The sequence below is a fragment of the Embleya sp. NPDC050154 genome, assembly GCF_044460165.1.
Taxonomy (GTDB): Bacteria; Actinomycetota; Actinomycetes; order Streptomycetales; family Streptomycetaceae; genus Embleya.
Map to the genome: position 1 here is coordinate 1 of NZ_JBITJP010000039.1, position 17,474 is coordinate 17,474.

Annotated in this window: 13 protein-coding genes and 1 pseudogene; 6 read left to right on the top strand and 8 right to left on the bottom strand. The window is 70.2% G+C overall.

What is annotated here, in order from left to right; genetic code table 11:
* On the bottom strand, window positions 1-319 hold a 319-nt coding region (locus ACIBSV_RS46200), incomplete at its 3' end, for a hypothetical protein (protein WP_395873547.1).
* Window positions 320-1,043: 724 nt separating this feature from the next.
* Here ACIBSV_RS46200 and ACIBSV_RS46205 point away from each other — a divergent pair.
* The 3 genes from ACIBSV_RS46205 to ACIBSV_RS46215 are packed head-to-tail and all read left to right on the top strand — an operon-like array spanning window position 1,044 to window position 3,553.
* Window positions 1,044-2,408 (top strand): rhodanese-like domain-containing protein, encoded by a 1,365-nt coding sequence (locus tag ACIBSV_RS46205; protein WP_395873548.1) that lies wholly within the window; start codon window positions 1,044-1,046, stop codon window positions 2,406-2,408.
* Window positions 2,409-2,447: 39 nt separating this feature from the next.
* Window positions 2,448-2,813, top strand: a complete 366-nt coding sequence (locus tag ACIBSV_RS46210) for a rhodanese-like domain-containing protein (RefSeq protein WP_395873549.1) — start codon at window positions 2,448-2,450, stop codon at window positions 2,811-2,813.
* On the top strand, window positions 2,810-3,553 hold the full coding sequence (locus ACIBSV_RS46215; RefSeq protein ID WP_395873550.1) for a sulfite exporter TauE/SafE family protein: 744 nt from the start codon (window positions 2,810-2,812) through the stop codon (window positions 3,551-3,553). The genes ACIBSV_RS46210 and ACIBSV_RS46215 overlap by 4 nt, the downstream gene beginning before the upstream one ends.
* A gap of 21 nt (window positions 3,554-3,574) precedes the next feature.
* Here ACIBSV_RS46215 and ACIBSV_RS46220 read toward each other — a convergent pair whose 3' ends face one another.
* Window positions 3,575-3,853, bottom strand: a complete 279-nt coding sequence (locus tag ACIBSV_RS46220) for a metal-sensitive transcriptional regulator (protein ID WP_395873617.1) — start codon at window positions 3,851-3,853, stop codon at window positions 3,575-3,577.
* A gap of 87 nt (window positions 3,854-3,940) precedes the next feature.
* On the opposite strand from ACIBSV_RS46220, the gene ACIBSV_RS46225 reads away from it, so the two are divergent.
* Window positions 3,941-4,507, top strand: coding sequence for a rhodanese-like domain-containing protein (locus ACIBSV_RS46225; protein ID WP_395873551.1), 567 nt, complete (start codon window positions 3,941-3,943; stop codon window positions 4,505-4,507).
* 363 nt (window positions 4,508-4,870) lie between these two features.
* Here ACIBSV_RS46225 and ACIBSV_RS46230 read toward each other — a convergent pair whose 3' ends face one another.
* The 3 genes and pseudogenes from ACIBSV_RS46230 to ACIBSV_RS46240 all read right to left on the bottom strand — a co-directional run bounded on the left by ACIBSV_RS46230 (window position 4,871) and on the right by ACIBSV_RS46240 (window position 7,540).
* Complete coding sequence (locus tag ACIBSV_RS46230) at window positions 4,871-5,083, bottom strand: hypothetical protein (RefSeq protein ID WP_395873552.1); 213 nt, start codon at window positions 5,081-5,083, stop codon at window positions 4,871-4,873.
* A 699-nt stretch (window positions 5,084-5,782) separates the two neighbouring features.
* Window positions 5,783-6,032: pseudogene (locus ACIBSV_RS46235) on the bottom strand (ISNCY family transposase); the annotation flags it as partial.
* Window positions 6,033-6,217: 185 nt separating this feature from the next.
* Window positions 6,218-7,540: a M20 family metallopeptidase gene (locus ACIBSV_RS46240; protein ID WP_395873553.1), complete on the bottom strand. Its 1,323-nt coding sequence runs from the start codon at window positions 7,538-7,540 to the stop codon at window positions 6,218-6,220.
* Window positions 7,541-9,909: 2,369 nt separating this feature from the next.
* Between ACIBSV_RS46240 and ACIBSV_RS46245 the strand changes: the two genes are divergently transcribed.
* Complete coding sequence (locus ACIBSV_RS46245) at window positions 9,910-10,815, top strand: class I SAM-dependent methyltransferase (protein ID WP_395873554.1); 906 nt, start codon at window positions 9,910-9,912, stop codon at window positions 10,813-10,815.
* Window positions 10,816-10,862: 47 nt separating this feature from the next.
* Here ACIBSV_RS46245 and ACIBSV_RS46250 read toward each other — a convergent pair whose 3' ends face one another.
* Genes ACIBSV_RS46250 through ACIBSV_RS46260 form a run of 3 tightly spaced genes read right to left on the bottom strand, consistent with a single transcriptional unit; the run spans window position 10,863 to window position 14,193 of the window.
* Entirely contained in the window at window positions 10,863-11,951 is a 1,089-nt protein-coding gene (locus ACIBSV_RS46250) for an NAD(P)-dependent alcohol dehydrogenase (protein WP_395873555.1), read from the bottom strand.
* Window positions 11,948-13,435 carry an aldehyde dehydrogenase family protein gene (locus ACIBSV_RS46255; RefSeq protein ID WP_395873618.1) on the bottom strand — a complete coding sequence of 496 codons (1,488 nt, stop codon included), beginning with the start codon at window positions 13,433-13,435 and terminating at the stop codon, window positions 11,948-11,950. Before ACIBSV_RS46255 ends, ACIBSV_RS46250 begins: the two co-directional genes overlap by 4 nt.
* An 8-nt stretch (window positions 13,436-13,443) precedes the next feature.
* On the bottom strand, window positions 13,444-14,193 hold the full coding sequence (locus ACIBSV_RS46260; RefSeq protein ID WP_395873556.1) for a (5-formylfuran-3-yl)methyl phosphate synthase: 750 nt from the start codon (window positions 14,191-14,193) through the stop codon (window positions 13,444-13,446).
* A gap of 2,868 nt (window positions 14,194-17,061) precedes the next feature.
* Here ACIBSV_RS46260 and ACIBSV_RS46265 point away from each other — a divergent pair.
* Entirely contained in the window at window positions 17,062-17,424 is a 363-nt protein-coding gene (locus ACIBSV_RS46265) for a carboxymuconolactone decarboxylase family protein (protein ID WP_395873557.1), read from the top strand.
* The last annotated feature ends 50 nt before the right edge of the window (window positions 17,425-17,474 follow it).

The window sequence follows — 17,474 nt, forward strand, 5'->3', positions numbered from 1 at the left end:
GATGAGCGAGGTCGAGCACGCGCTCGATTCGATCGGGAATGGTCACGAGCCCCTCCTGGATGGCAATCGTCGGGTTGCCATAAATGTATAGCAACGCTTGGGTTGCGACAAGCGTGGACGACACGATCGCCCGCCGCCCGCCGCTCGCCTGACACGGACGGCGGCCGGGCACCCCGGGACCGGACGGGCCGTCGCCCCGATCGTCGCGCCGAGGGCGCCACCCGGCGAGTCGGGTCGACTCGGAATCGACACCCGGACTGCGGCCCCGCGCAGGTCGGGCGTCGACGGCGGCGATCCGTTCGGAGAGTTCGAGGTCCACCAGCCCGTTGACGAGGCTCCGCCGGGAGGTTCCGGCAAGAGTGCCGCAACCACCCGGGAGAACATCGTGGCGGCGTGTCAGGTCTTGGAACCGCCCAGCGGTTGCGTGACTGCGGATGAAGCGCCATCGCGCTCGTGGCACACTCGTCCGCCGCCGGTTACTCGACGGTTGATTACCGGCGCGGCACGAGCCCACCAAGGGCACCGGCGGGTGGGCGTTGTCGGCGACGGGCTTGAGAACCTCCCGGCCGGCCATGGTGGCCATCGCGGCGGGATCCGAGGCCTTGACTGGCGTACGCGTCGCCCTCTGCGCGGACGGGGACGTTGCAGGGCAGTAGCAGGCGATGAAGCGGTCCGCCTCGATCGCCCGGTGAGCCAGGGGGGCTCGCGGGCGCCGAGGACCAGGTAGGTCCCCACGTCGTGGCCGATTGTCTCCCTCCGCGTGGCCTGCGCGTCGATCTCGGTCGGGATGCCGAAGCCCTACTTGGCCAGGGCCTCGCGTACGCCCCTCACGGTCTCCTCGAAGTCGCCGTCCACGTGCACGGTGCGGCTGTGGGTCATCGTCATCACCTCTTCCTCGTCTTCTGGTCCCGCTGGGCGCGGAAGCCGCCGGATACCCGTCCGGGCACGGCGACCGACCCGCGGAATATACCCCCGGGGGTACGGGTGTTACAGTGGAAATGGATACCCCCTGGGGTAATTTTTAGTGCGAAAGGAGCATCCGAGTGTTCTTCGTTGACACCATCGAGCTGGAAGGTCTCGGCAACCGCAGCTACCTGGCCGGCGGTGAGGACGCGGCGGTGGCGGTGGACCCGCCACGTGACATCGACCAGGTCCTGGCGGCAGCCGCCCGGCGCGGCGTGCGGATCTCGCATGTGGTGGAGACCCACATACACAACGACTACGTCAGCGGTGGCCTGGAACTCGCCCGGATCACCGGCGCCCGGTACCTCGTACCGGCCGGTGCGAACGTCCCGTTCGCGCGGGTGGCTGTCGCCGACGGCGACACCGTGGAGATCGACACGGGCAGCCGGGTGACGCTGGTGGCGATCGCGACCCCCGGCCACACCCCGCACCACACCTCCTACGCGCTGCGCGAGGCGGGGCGCCCGGTGGTCGTCTTCACCGGCGGGTCGCTGCTGATCGGCACGGTGGGCCGGCCGGACCTGGTCGAGCCGCGCCTGACCGAAGCGCTCGCCCGCGCCCAGCACGCCTCCGCTCACCGTCTTGCCGTCGGCCTTCCGGACGACACCGCGGTGCTGCCCACGCACGGCTTCGGCAGCTTCTGCTCCTCGGCCCAGTCCGAGGAGGAGGAAACCACCATCGGCAAGGAGAAGAGCGCCAATGCGGCTCTCACCGTCGATGTGGACACCTTCGTCGCCGACCTGCTGGCCGGGCTGGAGGATGTGCCCGCCTACTACGCGTACATGGGCCCGGCGAATGCCGCAGGCCCGGCGCCGGTGGATCTGACCCCGCCCGCGCTCGCGGACCCCGCCGAGATCGCTACGCGGCTTGCCGCCGGGGAGTGGGTGGTCGACCTGCGCAACCGAGTGGCGTTCGCCGAAGGGCACGTGGCCGGGTCGTTCAATTTCGAGGCCGACGGCAAGATCGCCACCTATCTCGCCTGGATGATCCCCTGGGGCAAGCCGGTCACCCTGCTCGCCGAATCGGCCCAGCAGCTCGCCGACGCCCAGCGTGAGCTGGTGCGGGTGGGTATCGACCGGCCGGCCGCCGCTGCCACCGGTGGCCCCGCCGTCTGGCTGCCCGCCGGTGAGGAACCCGTCTCCTTCCCGCGCTCCACGTTCGCCGGACTCGCCGACCGCGGCATCGACGACGTGGTCGTCCTGGATGTGCGCCGCGACTCCGAGCGGGCGAACGGCTGGATCGAGGGATCGGTGCACATCCCCATCCACGAACTCCGCGGCCGCCTCGCCGAGGTACCGAAGGGAGAAGTGTGGGTGCACTGCGCCGGCGGCATGCGCGCCGCGATCGCCGCATCCCTGCTGGACGCGGCAGGCCGGAATGTCGTCGCCGTCGACGACGGCTTCGACGCCGCCACCAACGCCGGCCTGCCCCTGACCACCGGCTGACACCCACCCCCAGCACCGCACGAGAAAGGGGAGAACGTCATGTTCCCCTTCCGCCGCAACCAGCGCCGCGTCAGCGCGGAACAGGCCCGCAGCCGCACCAGTGGCCTGGCCCCCGACGCGATCCTGCTCGACGTCCGCGAAAGGCCGGAGTGGAACGCCGGCCACGCCCCGGGCGCCGTGCACGCCCCGCTGTCGCAGCTCGTCGCCGGCGGCGAGCTGCCGCCCGGAGCATCGGGCCGGCCACTGGTGGCCATCTGCCGCAGCGGACGCCGCTCCCAGCAGGCGGCCGAACTCCTTATCCGGCGCGGAGAGCGAGCGGTGGACGTCAAGGGCGGCATGAACGCGTGGGTCGCCTGCGGATACCCGGTCAGCGACGAACGCGGGAACAGCGGCCGGATAGCGTGAGTGCCCTCGTTCTCGCCCTCATCGCCGGAGCCGTCATCGGCCTCGCTCTCGGAGCCCTGGGCGGCGGCGGCAGCGTCCTGGCCGTACCCGCGCTGATCTACCTGCTCGGCTTCACCCCGGCGGCGGCCACCACCGCCAGCCTGATCATCGTGGCCGCCACCTCCGCCACCGCCCTGTACGCCCACGCACGCGACGGCCACGTCGCCTGGAAAGCCGGATCACTCTTCGCAGCCGCAGGCATCATCCCCGCCTACCTCGCCGGAGCAGCCTCCAGTCACGTGCCCGAAGCAGCCCTGACCACAGCGTTCGCGGTGATTGCAGCACTGGCGGCCCTGCGCATGCTCCGTCCCTCCCCGTCCGAGCCGGCAAGCCGGACACGGCCCGGCAAGGCAGTCGGGGCAGGCGCCGGTCTCGGCGCGGTAACCGGATTCCTCGGCGTCGGAGGCGGATTTCTCGCCGTCCCAGCCCTGGTGGGCGTGCTCGGGCTGACCATGCGACGGGCGGTGGGCACCAGCTTGCTCGTCATCACCGTCAACTCACTCGCCGCTCTGACAGCCCGCGCGGGAAGTGGCGGCGGCCTCGACTGGGCGCTGATCGGACCCTTCACCGGAGCGGCGATCCTCGGCGCCTGGGACGGCAAACGCCTGAGCGCCAAGGTCTCCGGCAACAGCCTTCAAAAGGTCTTCGCCGGCGTGCTGCTGGCGGTGGCCGCGTTCATGCTCATCGACGTGATCACATGAACACGGCAGCCACCACCGCCGTCAGGCCAGGGACAGGAACAGCTTCTCCAGCCGGGCCCGCATCTGGTCGCGGTCACCGGCCGCCTGCCCGCCCTCGGCCATGCAGTACTGCAGCCCGGTAGCGATGATCGCGAACCCGGCCCGATCCAACGCGCGGGAGACCGCCGCGAGCTGCGTGATCACATCCTCGCAGTCCCGACCCTCCTCAATCATCTTGATGATCCCCCCGATCTGCCCCTGAGCCCGCCGCAGCCGGTTCAGTACCGACTTCAGCTCATCGGCCGCCATCTCAAGCTTCACCATCCACCTCCACCGAGTAGATACCCCTAGGGGTATCATACCGGGTGCGGGCACCCGCCCCGGAACGCCACGGAAGGACCACCCCGCATGAGCATCTCCACCGCCCTCATCCCCGCCCAGGCCGCCGCCCGCCTCGACGAATACACCGTCATCGATGTGCGCACCCCCGGCGAATACGCCGCCGGCCACCTCCCCGGCGCCCACAACATCCCCCTCGACCACCTCCACGCCGCCCTGCCCGCCCTCAAGTCAGCAGCCGCCCGCAGCAACCTCCTCATCGTCTGCGCCTCCGGCAACCGCTCCACCACCGCCTGCGCCGAACTCGCCGCAGCCGACATCCCCGCCACCACTCTCACCGGCGGCACCACCGCCTGGGCCGGCGAGGGGCACACCCTCCACCGCCCCGAAAACGCACGGGCCCCCTGGCCCATGGAACGCCAGGTCCGCCTCGCCGCCGGAACTCTCGTCGTCCTCGGCCTCGCCGTTGGCAACCGCTGGCGCCCAGCCCGCTGGCTGTCCGCCGCCATCGGGGGCGGCCTGGTCTTCTCCGCCGCCACCAACACCTGCGGCATGGCCGCCGCCCTCGCCAAACTCCCCCACAACCAGCCCCGCACCACCGACCTCGACGCCGTCATGCGAGCCCTGCAGAACTGACCGACGGATAGACGAACTTGAGGCCAATCACCAACGCCCATACGGGCCGGCCCGGAAGGCGTTCATGTCGCGCACCGTACGAGCCACGATGTACAGGCGCACGGACTCCTGGTTCGCGCGCTACGGGAGCGTTTCCCACGGGCGGGGACGGCCGCTATTTCACCAAGACAAGGGCTCGGTGCTCGCGCCGCGGCAAATCTGCGCCGCCCGGCCGCCGCCCCAGATGGTCGGGGGTGAGCGTGTTGCCGAGCAGGGCGTGGTCGCATCGGCCACGGTCATGATCGTCATCCGATGTGTGGGGTCAGGTCGCCGGTGCCCATCGGGAACCAGACCACGTCGGCCTGAGCCTGTCTCCCGTCAGCGTCAGGGTGAACTCGGCGTCGGCGGATACGGCACCAAGAGGTCGACGGGCACCGAAGTCACTGCCCGATCCTCGACGTTGTCGGGAGCGGAGACCACGAGCAGGAACGCGATCGCCGCCTGGGTGAAGTGCTCCACCGCGTAGGCGCAGGCGGATCCGGTGCGCTCCGGCGTGATCGGGTCCGGCGACCCCGGCCGATCGGACCGCCACAGCACACGTAGCCACAGTCACCCGTCGGTCCGTGCCAGGTCACCGTGACGGAGCCGTAGCGGGCGATCTGCGGGAGGTTCGGAACGAAGTCGGTGAATCAAGCGGGCTGTCGGCGAGACGCGTCATGTCATCGCCCCTCCTGTCTTTCGCCGGACTGTTGCGTCGGCTTCTGCTTCAGGGTGCGATATCCGCTCCGCGCGTCCGGGGCCTGTGTCGTCAATCGTGCCTCGGCCGTGCCCGCCGCGAGCGTGTAGTGGTCCCATGCCGCGTCCGACGGACCCCGCACGACCGGGGCGCGGCGGGGTCACGAACTGCCAGTCCCCCGCCGCGTCCGGGGTGGGTAGGGTCAGTTGTGGCAGGGCTGCGGTCGCCGACGGCCGGGTGTCGGCGGGCTGCGTGCGGGCCAAGACGGGGCCCAGCGGGACGGCCAGGGTCAGCCGTTGCAGATGCTCCCCGACCGCGGCGGGCGGCACCCGCAGGCGCACCACCGGAAGGATGTCGGTATGCGCCGTGATAAGCACCATGCGGCTCGTCGCCCGCCTCTACATGCAACCCGCCACCCTCACCCGCCCGGCCCTGTCATCGCTCCTGCTGGACCGGGCCTTGATCTTCACTCCGAGGAAGTAACCCCGAACACGGCAACGACACGCGGCGATCGGGAGTCGGTCAACGCGGCTCCGGACCACCTCGACGCGTCGTTCCACCAAGGTGACCCGGACGGTCGTGGCCATCTCACCGGTGAGCCGATCGATCTCGACCAACGCCCGGCCGCTGCGCCGTCGCAGGGTGCGGGAGACCTGCCCCAACCCGGCGTCCGGCCGAGCGGCCGCGGTCGCGGAACCGGGTGCGAATCGCGGCATCCTCGGCCCTGATCCGCCGGACGAGTCGGTCCAGTTCGCCGACCCCGTGCGCAGACGGCATGTCGGCGTGCGAGGGGTGGTCGATGTCGACCTGGCCGTCGCTGATGTCCTCCACGCGACCGTCGCGTGGCACCGCCAATACGACACCACCGGCTGCGAACAACCTGCGGCCCGAGTCCTCCCCCGGCGCCGGCCGGACATCCCGAACCACGCCGACATTCGCACCGTCGACTGGGCCCGTGTGGAATCGGTCGACGTCGGTACCGCCGGTTTCAGAGCTCAGTGGGTTGGATCGAGGTGTCCGTTGAGGTGGTCGTAAGCGATGTGGGCGTGCAGGCGGACGCCGGTTTCCAGCGGGGCGTCATCGGCGTAGAAGCGCGGGTTGTGGTTCATGGCCAGGCCGCGACCTCCGGGGACGGGCTCGGGGCGCCCGTGGGCGTCGAGTCGGGCGTCCTGCACGCCGAGGACGACGTAGAGGCCGCCGTAGGTGTTGACGAACTCGGAAATGTCGTCGTAGCCGAGGGTCGGCACGGTCTCGACGACCTTGTCGCCGCCGACGACGCGTAGCAGGGTCGGCAGGGCGGCGTCGATCCAGCGCTTCTCGTTGTGCACCGCCGGGACGTGCTGCAGGTAGTCGATGGCGGCCGTGCAGTCATACGCACGGGCGGTGTTCTCGGCGAGGGTGGTCAGATGGCGCCGGAGGTCGACCATGTCGGATTCGACGGTGCAACGGATGGTGCCCCACAAGGTGACGGTCTCACCGATGATGTTGAAGCGGCCGACATCCTCGATGTGCCCGATGGTGACGGTGACCGGGTCGAACGCGTCGACCCGGCGGTAGAGCTGGCCGATGCCGGTCGTGATGGCGGCGGCTGCGGGCATGGGGTCGATGCCCTCCCACGGGGTAGAGCCGTGAACCTGCTTCCCGGTGACGGTGATCTTGATCAGGCAGGACGCACCGAACTGGTTGCCGACGCGGTAGCCCACACAGCCCTTCGGGTACGGCACGACGTGCATGCCGAAGACCATCGACGGGGTCGGGTCGGCGAACGCGTCCTCGGCCAGCATCCGGCGTGCGCCACCGTTCTCGTCGACGGGCGGGCCTTCCTCGGCGGGCTGGAAGACGAACATCACCGTGCCGTCCAGGTGTTCGCGGACGCCGGCCAGCACGGTGGCGGCACCCATGAGCATCGCGGTGTGACAGTCGTGGCCGCACGCGTGCGAGACCGGGAACGGCCCGCCCGGATAGTCGTTGTCGACGACCTCGGCGACGAAGTCGGCGCCGCACAGGTCCGGCACCGGAAGTGCGTCGATATCGGCGCGCAACGCGACGACCCGCCGTGCCGCCCCCTGCCCGCCCCCTGCCGCGGTACCGCGCAGAATCCCGACGACCCCGTGCCCGGCGATGCCGGTGCGGACCTCGTCCAGACCGAGCGTGCCCAGGTGCTCCGCGATCAACCGGGCCGTGTTCGCCTCGCGATTGGACAGCTCGGGATTGCGATGGAGGTGACGGCGCCAAGCGACCACCCGGTCCGCGACATCCGCCGCTCGATGGTCGAGTTCCGCGTGGATATCGCCGGTGGCCCCGGAGGCAGTGGTCATGGCAGCCGTCCCTCACCTCACTCGTAGGCCACCGCAACCGCAGCCACTGCGTGCGACGCTAGACCGCCCCGGACGCGGCCGCACGTCAAAGAGGCCGACCGGACGATCCGCGGGCAAGACACGCCACTCGCGGTCCTGATCCCACGCGAGCGTCCTCCAAGCCTCGGGATCCGGGCCGTCCCCGAGCTGCCTCACGGTGTCGCCGCCCCCGTCGCACCCCAGGGCCGAAACCCGCAGCCCGATGTGACCTGATCGGGCGGACCGGTCCTCTCCCGGACCTCGCGCAACGGCCGTCGCGCTTTCGTGATCGACGATCTCCTGCTCGAGATCGGGCAGGCGGTCACGGAAGCCGGGTGGTGGATCCGCGTGTACGTCGTGTACGAGTTCAGCGGCCGAAGTGGGAACCGCCGCCGCCGGTTCTTTCCCGAGTCCTTGGGGATCCACGCCTGCGGCGACCGCTTGGCGGAGCCCTCGTGCGGTGTCGATGTCCGGGTCGGGTGCGGAGTCGGCGATGTAGACCCGCGGGTGCGGGCTCAGGCTGTTGCGTGGAGCGAATGCCTTTCGATCCGCGAGGCGACCAGGATGCTCACGCCGGCTGCGTCGTCCTGGGCTCGGAGCAAGCGCAGAACCCGGTCTCGGCCGATTCGCTTGCGGCCACACGTCCGAGCCCCTTCGATCACGGCGCCGAATCCACGGCATGCAGGACCGCACGGTCCTCGTCGCCGGTGAGCAGGAGCGCGGCCGGCGCCGACGCTCCAGGGGATGGCGGCATGGTCGGGCACCGCGACGACGCCGGACGTCGTCCACGCGACGGGATGGTGGTCGCGCGTGCCGTATACACGACCACCGGCGACGGAGCGGGCCACGAAGCCCGGGGTGACCGACGGGCGCCCTGCGGCGAGATCGACGACGACGGGTCCCAAAGCCACGAGGGTATCGCCGTCCGCGCGGATCCAGGCGCTCGTCAGGGACCCGGCGGGGGCGTCGGTGCCGGCGAGTACCCGGCCGGAAGGACGAGTCGTGCAGGGCGAGTGTCTCACTGCCGTCTCCAGGGCCGGACCACACGACGGCGACCGTCCCGTACCCGCCGCCGGCCATACGCAGTATGCGCGCACCGGGGCGCGGAGGCAGCGGAGTCACCACGCGTGTCCGCCCGTCGAAGCCGAGCAACTCCCAGGGTCCGACGGTGCGTCCCGCGAGAACGTGCGCCGCGTCGGCGGCCATCGCAACGGTTCCGGGAGACAACCGAATCGGGACGAGGACATCGCCACGCAGAGCGGCGGCCGATCCGTCGGCCCCGGTCACCAGAGGGAGGGCGCCCGCGTGGCTGACGCGGGCGCCGGGCGCGAGTTCGATGGTGGTGAGCGGACGCGAGGGGTCGCGAAGCGCGCTGTGGGGCCCGCACCACGAGTCGGCCCGCGGTCTCGGCGACGAGCACCGGTGCGGCCGGGTCGCCGGTCGCGTGCAGCACGGTGTTGCCCGCCGGCAGCGGGTCGCCGCCCCCATCGATCCGCCCGTCGTGCGGGTCGAGAAGGGCGACCCGACGGTCCGGTGTGAGGACTGCCGGCATGCCCCCAAGTGCCGCCACGCTCGGCCGACCGGCTGCCGGCGGCGCGATCGACCGCGACCAGGCGGACGTCTGCCGCCGGCCGGCCGGAGCGGTGACCGCGGCGGGATCGGCACGCGGGGTCGTGCTCGGTGAGGACCCTGCGGATTCGTCGTCCGGCCGTGCGAGGACCCCGACGACCGTGATCGTCGTGGCGACCGCGAGAGCGATCGCGGCCGGCGCGACGCGGATGCGGAAGCGGGCCGCACGCCGCCGCGCGCGTACGGCGACAACGCCGTATGACGCTCGGGGGCGGCCATGGCCGGTCGGGTTTTCGCAGCCGGCGGGCGAGCACTCGGCCGCGGCCCGCTTCGGCCATGGCCCTCATCGGCCGGGCGAAGGAGCACGCTTCGATGCCGGTGCCGTGACCGCCTCGGCCAACGCGGTGTCGAATCAACCGTTGTCGGCCTTCACGCACCCTGACCCGCGATCCGCATGAGCACCCCGCAGAGACCGGACGTCCGCCGTGCTGCCGAACGCGCGACGACACCCGCTACATCGCTCCAACGGCAACCATGTCCGTCCCGAGCGGCGAGACCGTCCCCACCATCCTGCACCACTGATTCACTCCAACGGGGGAATCGGGGCGATACCCGCGTGTGCGGAGGAGTCCTGGCGCGATGGTGGATGGGAAGACGATGTCCGCGTCCGATCTCCGGCTCGGTTCGGATCCGGGTTCGCTCGTCTCCGGGTTCCGGTTCGACAGGCGGCCCGGGTTCGTCGTCCTCATCATTCAGAGACACGGCTCTTCTCAGGGGGACTCATGGTCGGCGTCGTGCGTCGGGACATCCACGCGGAGGGTGTGGGAGGGGGTGTCGGTCTGACCGCACTGATGGTGGCCGCGGCACGGGCGATCGAGACCCACCGCCACGACAGCCTGGCGCGGGACGTCTACGCGGAGCACTTCGTGCTCGCGGCCCCGGCGTCCGCCGGATGGCCGGTGCGCATGGAGCAGGTCCCGGACGGGGACAAGAACCCTTTGTGGGGGCGCTTCGCGCGCTACTTCGGTCTGCGAACGCGGGTTCTGGACGACTTCCTTCTTCGGTCGGTGCGTGCCGGCGTGCGCCAAGTGGTCCTGCTCGGGGCGGGCTTGGATGCTCGTGCGTTTCGACTCGAGTGGCCGTCCGACTGTGTGATCTTCGAGATCGACCAGGAGGGTGTACTGGCGTTCAAGCACGATGTGCTCGGCGGTCTGTCCGCCGTGCCGAAGTCGGCCCGTGTGCCGATTCCGATCGATCTGCGCGGCGACTGGGTCGGTGCGTTGACCGATGCCGGATTCGAACCGGCCGCTCCCAGTGTCTGGTTGGCCGAGGGGCTGTTGTTCTACCTGCCCCGCGTCACCGAGACGTATCTGATCGACGCTGTGGATCGATTGAGTATCGGAGGCAGCGCTCTCGCGTTCGAGGTCAAGCTGGAAAAGGATCTGTGGGAGTACCGGGACAGTCCGATCTACACCTCGACGAAGCACCAGATCGGCATCGACCTGCTCGACTTGTTCGCCCGCGACTCGCGACCCGATTCCGCGGGCGAGTTGGCCGGCAAGGGCTGGTCCACCTCGATCCACACCCCGTTCGAATTCACCCGTCGGCACGGGCGCGGTCCGCTGCCCGAACACAACGACGCGCTGGCGGGCAACCGCTGGGTTTTCGCGAACAAGCCCGCGGGATGATCTGCCTGTCCGTCGTTGTCCGACCGGCCCGGCTCACTCCTCGCGCCCTACGGGATCAGGACGGGTTTCACCACCAGGCCCGCGTCGCAGTCCCGTTCGGCGTGGTTGATGTCGGCCAGCGGGTAGGTGCGGATCAACCGGTCGAAGGGGAAAAGCCCGGCCCGCCACAGTGCCGTCAGTCGAGGAATCAGCAGCGCGGGGACCGCATCGCCTTCGCAGATGTGGAAGATCCCGCGGCCTCGGTCGAGTGATCCCGGTTCGAGCGACAACGCGGTGTGTAGGCGGGCCACCAGGCCGAGCCTGCCGGTGGGGCGCAGGGCCCCCAGCGCGTCGTTGATCAGCTGCCCGGAGCCCGTGGTATCCAACGCGTAGCGTGCGCCTCCGTCGGTCAGTCCTCGGATGCGGTCGGGCAGGCCGGTTGTCGAGGCCGGCAACGCGAGCGCGCCGAATCGTTCGGCGAGTTCCAGCCGTTCGCGATGACGATCGACCGCCACGACGAAGGCCCCGGCGGCGTGGGCCGCCATCGTCGCGGCCAGGCCCACCGCTCCCGCACCGAAGACCGCGAGGGTGTCGCCGAGGCCGATCCCGAACGAGTTGAGCACCACGCCGGCACCGGTGAGGAATCCACATCCGAGCGGTCCGAGCAGTTCGACGGGCAGGGCGGGGTCGACTCTGACCGCGTTTCGAGCCGAGACCATCGCATATTGGGCGAAGGCGGACTGGCCGAACCACTGCGGCGCCAGTCGGTCCCCTGCCGTGTCGGTGAAGCGTGCCGGGGTCTGTGGTCGTGCGCCATAGAGGTTGAGCGGGGCGAAGGAGTCGCAGTAGGCCGGGGATGCGCCCAGGCAACTCCGGCAGTGTCCGCAGGAGTCGAAGCTCAGTACAACATGGTCGCCGACGTTCAACCCGGTATCCGGGCCCCCCGTCTCGACCACGACCCCCGCCCCTTCGTGACCGAGCACCGCCGGGAGCGGTGAGCGGCCCGCGGAGTGCCGCACCGCGAGATCGGTCCGGCACATCCCACACCCCGCGATCTCGACCAACACCTCGGCGGGCCCCGGGCCGCCGTCCAGGTTCACCGTCTCGATGGCGAACCGGCCCTCGTAGGAGCGCAGTACCGCGGCGTCGAACCTCACGGGCGCTCCCTCCGCGGTGGATTCCCGTCCTGCCGGCGTCCGTCCGGATCCCGGCCCTGTCGTTCCTCGGCCGCTGGTTCCCTCTCCGGCGCGGGCCTGTGCACCACGAACGGTCTGAGGTTCCCATACAGCCCCCAGGGCCCGCCCGCGACGCCGACGCCGCTGTCCTTCGTCCCCGCAAAGGGTTGCGCGAGGGACAACTCGGCGTGGTGATTGATCCACGCCGTCCCGCACTCCAGTCGCTCTGCCACAGCCTCCGCCCGGTCGAGGTCGGTGCTCCACACCGAGCCGCCGAGCCCGAAGCCGGTGCCGTTGGCCGCCGCCACGGCCTCGTCGAGGTTGTCGTACGGCAACACCGGCAGGACCGGTCCGAACTGTTCCTCCACCACCACCGGGCTGTCCGGCGGGACATCGGCCAAAATGGTCGGAGCGAAGAAGTAGCCAGGCCGGTCGAGGCGCCGACCGCCCGCCGCCGCTCTCGCGCCATCACCCAGCGCCCGCGCCGTGTACCGCTCCACCCGTGCCAGTTGGGGAAGGTTGTTGAGCGGCCCCATCTGCGTACCCGGGTCGAGCCCGGCGCCGACCACCACCGCCCTCGCGCGATCCACGAGGGCCTCCACCACCCGCGCGTACAGTCGGGCCGGAGCGTACACCCGCTTGATCGCCATGCAGACCTGCCCGCAATTGCGAAACGCGGCCCAGAACAGGCGATCCGCGATGTCGTCCACGTCCACGTCGTCGAGCAGCACGGCGGCGTCGTTGCCGCCCAACTCCAGGGTCACGCGCGCCAGAGAGGCGCCCGCGCCGCGCGCGACGGCCCGTCCGCCGGCAACCGAACCGGTGAACGTGACGTGCCGGATTCCCCGATGGGCCGCGAGGCACGCGCCGAGCGGTTCTCGACCCGTGACGACCGTCAGGACGTGCTCAGGCAGGGCGGTGGAGACGACGGATCCCAGCAGTTGCGTGGCCAGGGGGGTGAACGGGGAGGGTTTGAGCACCACCGTGTTGCCCGCGGCGAGTGCGGGCGCGAACTTCGCCGACGCGAGTTGGAGGGGAAAGTTCCACGGGACGATCGCGGCCACCGGCCCCAGCGAGCGCCAGCGGATCTCGCCGCGCACCGGCCGGTCGTCGACGATCGGCTGCCTGCCCGGATCCAGCGCGGCGAAATAGCGCAGACGTGCCACCGTGCGGGTGACCTCCGCGTGCGACTCGGCCAGCGGCTTGCCCTGTTCCCGCGTCAGCAGCGGAGCGAGGTCGCCCGCGGCCGCCGCCACCGCGTCGGCCGCGGCGAGCAGCGCGACGCCCCGTGCGGCAGAGTCGGCTCGCCATGCGTGCCAGGCATGGTGGGCCCGGTCGACGACGGCGTCCAGTTCCCGCGACCGCCGGTCGCGGGCCTTCTCGAAGGGTTCACCCGTTGCCGGGTCCACGACGGGGAAGCGCCCGTTGCCGCGCTCGGACACCTCGTGTGGAACCTCGATCGCCACCACGGCCCTCAGGCCGCGCCCGCGGCGGCATGCGCGCGGGCCTGCCGGTCCATCTCCGCCCGGAAGTCGGCCACCAACCGTGCGTCGATCCGCCCCCTGGTACGGTCGCCGCCCACACACACCGCGCCGCGCACACCCACGATGTCCGTGCCCATGGCGGTCAGTTCGCCGACATCGCCGACCTTGATGCTGCCCGCGAGGGCGGCGAGCAGATCGGCCTCGTGGGCCAACCGTACGAACTCGGCACAGACATCGGGCGGAACGTGGTCGAACAGCCGTGTCCCGTCCTTGATCGCGGTGTCGAGCATGGCCGCGTCGGAGCCGGAGCGATGGGCGATGTCGGGGAGCGCGAGCGGATTCACGCACCCGACCCGGTGAGCGTCGGCATAGCCGGAGGCGACGACGAACGCGTCCGGCCGGTGGTCCTTCACGGCCCGAACAACCCCACGCATGACCTCGACGGCCTGTTCGGGCGTCGTACATCCGTGGAGACCGACCTTGATGTAGGTCGCTCCGGAGACAACCGCACCCAGCGCTGCCTGGGCCACCGTGCCCGGCTTGTACGGGACATCACCAACCGTGGCGGATACCGGCTTGTCCGCCGGAACCACTTCACGGATCTCCCGAATCACCCATGGGAAATTCGCGCCGAGCGAGCCTTCGTCGGGCTTCTTGACGTCGACGATGTCGAGATGTGCCGCCGCCCTCGCACAATCAAGGGCCTCCTCGACACTGTCGGGGGAGATGAGAAGCAACAACGCGGACTCCTTCCACCTCACGCGCCCGCCATGAGCCGGTGCGCAAAGTCGCCTGGGCCACTTACGGTTCGCTCATCATCACCACGATCCGACGGCTCCGGTAGGGCGCACGAAGCGCGAAGGGATCGCCACACCGGTGCGCGCCGCCATACGCGCCACGCCCCATACGCGCCACCCGCGCGGGCGCGTACAAACCCCCGGACGAACGCCCCGCGTTCGGACCATGCGGTCAGCGGATGCGAACAGCGAACCCGACCCCGCCACCGGACCGCGTCGGTCTCGCGCACACGTACTCGTGCGGCGACGGCGGTCGACGCGTTTTCGCAGGTGCGCTTCGTCAAGCGCGTGCGACCATCGACTTCGCCCTCGCCCAGCCCCGACGACCCCTCTCCGCCCGACAGGCAGCCGCGGCGGGGAGGGGTCGAGGGCAAGCGAAAGCGGATCAGGCCTTGCCGGGCACCGCCAGGATGCACAGCAGCGAGCAGGCCACCGCCTCAGCTTGATCTTTAACCCCGGCAAGGTTGGTCTTGCCGGGGTTAAAGATCAAGCTCAGACGGTGCGGTGGTGGTGCGAGGGATGCCGGCCGGCGAGTTCGCGGCGACGAAACCCGCGGACGCGGTGTTCATCAGCGGCAGCGCCGGCAGCAGGGAGTCGCAGTAGACCTGGCGGCTGCTCCCGGCGGCGAGGGTGACGCTGCCGGCACGCGGGTGTTGTGGCGTCGTTGACGGAGGTCGCGAGGTGCGCGACGAGGTCGCTGCCGGTCAGGTCGACGGTACCGTCGGCGGCCCAGTCCGGGGGCGATCGCGGTGCCGTCGGGATCGGTGACGGTCGCGCGGGACGCGGCCAAGTCGACGTGCGTGAGGTCGAGGCCGGTCAACCGGGCCCGAGTGTAACCCTGGATGTTTCCGCTGCCGCCGTCGCAGTGGAAGTCGGCGGGCTTCAGCGCGACGCTCGCACCGCTGTGCACGCAGGGTCCGGCGCCGGTCGTCGGGTCGAGGGAGAACAGCTAGCCCGCGTCGCCAAGGCCGATCACGCAGCGGGAGGTGGCGTCGTAGGTGCGGGCTGCACCCCGCACACCGCCGGCCAACCAGCGCCTACTACACCTACGACGCCTTCGTCTCCTACGGCACCGCCGGGCACGCCGACGGCGTGTGCACCAGCGCCTCCGGCGGACCCAACGTGCTGACGACCCGTTACGGGCTCGACGGCTCCGCGCACACCGCGCGCGGCACTGTCCTCGTTCAGCGGCAGCACCCTGACCTTCAGCCCCGAGACCGTCACCACCCCCGCCGGGACCCGCAGTTACCTCCCGCCCGGGGCGGCCTGGCCGGCGGAACGATCTGCCACGACTGGACGGCCGCCGCACCCTGCGCCGGTTCCCGCTGCCCACCACCCATCCGGGCGTCAACGGCGGCGCCACCGCGACTGCGGCTACAGGACCTCCTTTACGATTGCTTTGCTGATACACATCGGCGCGCTTTTCGTATTCGACATGGTTTACAAGTTCGATCCGAATACGGTGGATCCGGGTGGAGTTTCGGACCAACTGGGGTTGCAAAGAATAGGAACGCTCTTCCCATTCATATAATTTCTCATCTATCGCATTCGTGGGCGCTGGGTGAATTCGGGCCTGGTCCTGCTCTTGATCGGAATCTCGAACGTGCCCATTCTCACCAGGGTCCGATACCCGTCGGAGTAGACACCGGACGGCAGTGGTTGATGGGCTCGGCGAATCATGCTCGGGAGCAATCGGACGTCTGCGGCCGGGGGAACCTTGTGCCGGGTAGCCGCAGGGAGTCTCACCCTCCGGCTCTCGCGAAACCGTGCGTAACAGTCGCTCGATACACGACTCGCGTCGTCCTGGTCATCGAATCGCCACGGCGTTTCGGAGGGGCAAGGCGCCAAAGCGCCTTCATCCCCGACGTCCTCAAGGACGCCATCGACTACCTGCGAAGTGCGCCATCTGGGTGCCCACCGTGGGCGAGGACGTGGCGTTCACGCACGCCTTCGGTCGCCTCGGCGACACGCTGCCCGACGAGACGGCGGGAAGATCGACGGCGATCGGCTGATCACGGACGACCAGGTCTCCGTGCCGCTGGACACACTCGACGGCAAGGCGGTCGTCGGCCTCGAACCCTGACGCCGACGGGCCCGTCGGCTCCCAGCCGGATCGCGGGAGCACGTGAGAACGGCATCCGGTCCCTTCCAACAGCGGCGACAAGACGAAGCGCGGGCCGCCCGTGTGGGCCCGCGCTTCGAGAGGGCGGTGGGTCTATGAGGTCGGGCGCCTCGCGCGCCGCCGCATCGACAACCATCGCAGCGACCCGCCAGGGCGACTCCCGACGTCGGAGGACGCCCCACACACGCGTGGTCCGGCTACGGGCCCGCAGCCGGACCACGCCGCGTTGTGCGGTGCGACCCTCGGAAACCGGACTCGCTCGTTCATCGGGAGACCACGGCGTCCACCCGTGAACGGCCCTGTTCGTGAACGGCAGAGCACCGATCCGGTGGCGACGTTCGTGCCCGCGAGGGACGGTGGAAGAGTCGGAATCGGGTCGGCGGGCGGGCAATCCCTCCGGCGAATTGCGGATGTCCGACGTCCCTCCGGGCGATGATATGCGACACGAAATTTGCGCCCGCCGCAGAGGTCGGCGCATCGCCGGCAGACGCGGGATTCCGACCATGACCATCGCCCAGGCTCGGGCAACCATGCCGCACCGCGTCGAAGACACAACCCGACCGCTGTGAGGGATCGGCCCGGCGGCCCGACCGGCCGGCGCGGAAGAAACCCCGGCACGCACCGACCCCACCGGCGGGGCCGTGTGCAACTGACAAATGGCAGCCGGTGCGGCAGACAGGAGACCTCCGATGAGTACAAGCCACGGAAAAGCAGTTCGAGACGAACTACGCCCCCTCACCCGTGAGCTGCGACATGCGATTCCCGACGTCTACCAGGGCTACAAGGAGCTCCACGACGCGGCACTTCGCTCCGGTGCCCTCGACGGGAAGGTCAAGGAGCTCGCGTTCGCCATCGCGGTGAGCAAGGAGTGCGATGGCTGCATCGCCGCGCACGCGCACGCGGCCGTGCTTCAGGGCGCCACCGTGCAGGAAGCGGCCGAGACCCTCGGCGTCACCTTCCTGATGAACGGCGGGCCCGCCACCATCTACGGTGCACGGGCCTTCGCGGCGTTCAACGAGTTCTACACCGAACACATCGACAGGCAGTCGTGATCCCACCCGCCGGCAACCGCGTTCCCTGACGTGCGGAAGTAGGAGTCGGC